4 protein-coding genes are annotated in these 3,610 nt (G+C 25.8%); 2 read left to right on the top strand and 2 right to left on the bottom strand.

Going from position 1 to position 3,610, the window contains the following annotated elements; translation table 11 throughout:
• A partial coding sequence (locus tag E6248_RS14475) for a site-2 protease family protein (RefSeq protein ID WP_316341490.1) occupies positions 1-430 on the bottom strand: 430 nt, incomplete at its 3' end.
• A 126-nt stretch (positions 431-556) separates the two neighbouring features.
• On the bottom strand, positions 557-1,954 hold the full coding sequence (locus E6248_RS14470) for an LCP family protein (protein ID WP_316341489.1): 1,398 nt from the start codon (positions 1,952-1,954) through the stop codon (positions 557-559).
• A 237-nt stretch (positions 1,955-2,191) separates the two neighbouring features.
• Between E6248_RS14470 and E6248_RS14465 the strand changes: the two genes are divergently transcribed.
• Positions 2,192-2,824: a hypothetical protein gene (locus tag E6248_RS14465; RefSeq protein WP_316341488.1), complete on the top strand. Its 633-nt coding sequence runs from the start codon at positions 2,192-2,194 to the stop codon at positions 2,822-2,824.
• Between the two features lie 365 nt (positions 2,825-3,189).
• Positions 3,190-3,597 (top strand): hypothetical protein, encoded by a 408-nt coding sequence (locus E6248_RS14460; RefSeq protein WP_316341487.1) that lies wholly within the window; start codon positions 3,190-3,192, stop codon positions 3,595-3,597.
• The last annotated feature ends 13 nt before the right edge of the window (positions 3,598-3,610 follow it).

The following is a 3,610-nucleotide window of genomic DNA, read 5'->3' as shown; positions in this document are numbered from 1 at the left end:
TAAAAATAAATAAATTAATATTTATAGCGCATACTAAATAAAATATATTAATAAATAAACGAACAATTACTGAAGGAAATATTCTATAAGCTGTATTAACCCAAATCACAGAAACAAAGGCAAATATAAAAGCTGTAATTAAATTTGCAATTGGCCCTGCTAAAGCAACCTTTATAGAATCTTTATATCCTCTCTTATAGGCACTTGGATTAGTTTCCACAGGTTTAGTCCATCCAAATCCACATACTAAAATAAGTAAAAATCCAATTGGATCTATATGAGCCGTTGGATTTAATGTCAATCTTCCTTGAAATCTTGGTGTTTTATCTCCTAATCTATCTGCAACTAATGCCTTTCCATAACCTTGAACTATAAAAGCAATTAGTACTGCAGGCACTGATAATAATGTACTTTCAATAAAATCTAACATAATTCTCCTTTTTATAAATTTTCTAAATTCTAAAAGCTATTTAATAGCTTCTCTGTCTTTTTTATTTATTAATTAATGGCTGTCTTTTGACAGCCATTAATATATATTTCTTATAATTATCTATTGTTAAGTCTGAGGCTTATCTTGAGGCTTATCTTGAGGCTTAGTTGTATCACCATTCGTAGTACCATTATCCGGTGTTGTTGGTTTTTCCGGTGGTGTTTTATCATTTCCTTCTTCTGCTGGTGGATTTTGACTTCCATTATTATTATTATTATTATTATTGTTGTTATTGCTATTATTATTGTTGTTATTATTGTTATCATTATTTGGAGTTACTGGTTCCTTTTTAGGTGGTGTAACTGTTGTATTATCTGAATTTCTATCATCATGTTCTTCTGGCTTTATATTATAAAGAGCATTATATCTTGCTTCTTTATCTTCATAACTAGCCTTAGCATTAGCTAATGATATTAAATCAAACTCCTCTGGATTTGGTGTTATATTGTTAAATATAAAATCATGCATAATCTGTGAATGTTGCTCTAAATCAATAAGTAGGCACCATCCCTTATCCTTATAATAATAATCTCTAGCAATTAATTCTGCTTGAGGAATTTGTAATTGTTCAAATTCAAGTGTTGGTAGCTTATATATTGTATAAGCTAAGTTTAATGCTTCAGGAATATCAATATTAGTCTTAACTTCTTTTGCTAACGCATTTGCAATAGATACATATTTTATTGGGTTAACTTCCTTAAGCTTAGTTGCTATTTGAAGTAAAACTTTACTTTGTCTTTCTCCTCTTTCAAAGTTACCATTACCAACATATCTAATTCTTGCATATGATAAAGCTTGTTGACCATTTAAAGTTTGTAATCCTGTTTCAGTTATTGGAGGTGAGTTTACTCCTGTTGCTTCTCCAATATATTTATTAACTTCTTCTATTTCATAATCTTTAATATCTGCTTCAATTCCACCAATTTCATCTATTATAGCTTCAAATCCCCAAAAATTAACTATAATATACTTATCTAGATGTAACCCGAAATTATTTTCGATAGTTTCCATTAATAAGGATGCTCCACCTTCAGCACCTCTCATTTCACCATTTTCATCTTCATTAATAGATCCGTAAGCAAAAGCAGCATTTATCTTATCTTCTCCATACTCAGGAATCTCTACTACCGTATCTCTCATAATTGAAGTTAACTTAACTTTTTTATTGTTATTATCTAGTGTAGCAATTATTATGGAATCTGATCTAGCTGGTTCATCCAATGTTCTACCATCAGTTCCAATTAAAAGTACATTAGTAATTCCATCTACCTCGTCATATGTAACTTCCTTTGTTGGATTAGGTTTACTTTCAACATATATTTGACTTCTTATATAATAATAATATCCTCCTACAATTGCCGCTGCTAATAACAGCACCCCCAAGATTGAAAATAATATTATTTTTTTCTTTTTATTTTTTTTCTTTCTCATATTTCGTCTTCTAACGTTATCATGTTCATTCATCTATATTCCTCCCTTTACCTTCCTATTATATAATTAACTTAAACTATTTGATAGCATTATCTATTATATTATACAAAATTAGTTTATCTTTTTTGTTACAATTTAATAACAATATATTAAACCTTAGTATTAATTTAAAAAATTATATATTAGAGTTTCATTTTATTATATTTTTTTATAAAAAACTAGTATAACATTTGAAATTTATGTCAATAATCCTAGCAAGGAGTGATAAAAATGGATAATTTAGAAAATAAAGATACAAACAATAAAAACCTAAATAAAAAACAAAAAGCTTCGTTACTAGTTTCATTTGTTACACTACTTGCCATAACTTTTTGTGCTAGCTATTATATTACTAATTATATAACAAATCCTAATAGTAAAAGTAATAATGTAGAAAATGAAAATACAAATGTATATGCAGAAAATAATTACTTAAGTGATGATATCTTTGTATCTCTAAATACTAAAGATAATGTAGATATGATTGATACACTACTTAAACTTAAAGAAAAATTAGGCTTTAAAGAAAATCTTACATTAGAAGAACTTTCTAATGAACTATCAAAAAAAGGATATAAACTTTCAGAAAAGAATGAAGAAAAATTAGTTTATACTAGAGAAGAAGTTAATTCTGATAATTCTTTAGAAGCAAATAAATATTACTTAGGTGAAGAAGATGGTTATATTTCTATTTTTAAAACTGATGATAGTGGAAATATTATTGAATCAGAGAAAAAAGTATATTCCGATTCAAAACCTATAGGGAATCTTCCTGAAATAGATCAAAGTTACATTAAAGAAAATAAGTTTTCATTTGATAATAAGGAAGATGCTCTTCAAAAGCTAAGTGAAATGATATCTTAAATTAATATAAAATAACTAGGAACTATTCTATATTTTAGATTTTTCCTAGTTATTTTTATTTTATCCTTATTTCAATATAATACTAAATTATATACGCTGTAATAAAGTTTTACATTTTATTAAGTTATATTTAATAAATATAATAGTTCGTTAGCAAAGTATTCACTCAACTCATATAAAAATCAAAATCTATATGCTTTCAATTGATGTAATTTACTTTAAAATTATTTTCCACTTAAAATTATGTAATACTACAAAATGTAAATTGTTTATTGAAACATATATAATACTAAAAATATCATCTTATAATGTTACAGAGTTAAGGGAATAAATAAATTATAAATCAAAATTAAGGAGGAGTAATTATGAACTTAATTCCATTTAATACATATCTACTAGTTATGCCAAATGGTAATGCTCTTGGCTTTAATGATGAAGATTTAGCAAAAGCTTATGTAAATAGATATTATGAAGAGAAAATAAAAGAATACTCTCAAAAAGATGATTATAGTGACTTTAGTGACTTAGTAGGTCAAGTACGAAATAATATTTGTCAACATATAGGTGTAGATGAAGGCAGATGTAACTTATATAATTTAAATAATTTTATAGAGAATTTAAGAGAAAACTTAGTTTTTGATGATGAGAAAGAAGAAATAATAAAAAAACTTTATGAAAAAGATATAAGATTAAATATTTATGATTATTCCCTTGATAATATTTTAAATGATACAGAAATAATAGAAATAATAGAACCCTATGGCGAAGTATAGAACTATTATAATT

This window comes from Clostridium sp. (assembly GCF_032552055.1).
GTDB lineage: Bacteria > Bacillota > Clostridia > Clostridiales > Clostridiaceae > Clostridium.
The sequence above is the reverse complement of the archived record's forward strand: the minus strand, read 5'-3'. Positions and strand labels throughout refer to the sequence as shown.

Excerpts from the sequence above, each read along its gene's own strand:
- E6248_RS14470 (WP_316341489.1), bottom strand. The coding sequence starts at position 1,954 with ATGAATGAACATGATAACGTTAGAAGACGAAATATGAGAAAGAAAAAA.
- E6248_RS14465 (WP_316341488.1), top strand. The coding sequence starts at position 2,192 with ATGGATAATTTAGAAAATAAAGATACAAACAATAAAAACCTAAATAAA.
- E6248_RS14460 (WP_316341487.1), top strand. The coding sequence starts at position 3,190 with ATGAACTTAATTCCATTTAATACATATCTACTAGTTATGCCAAATGGT.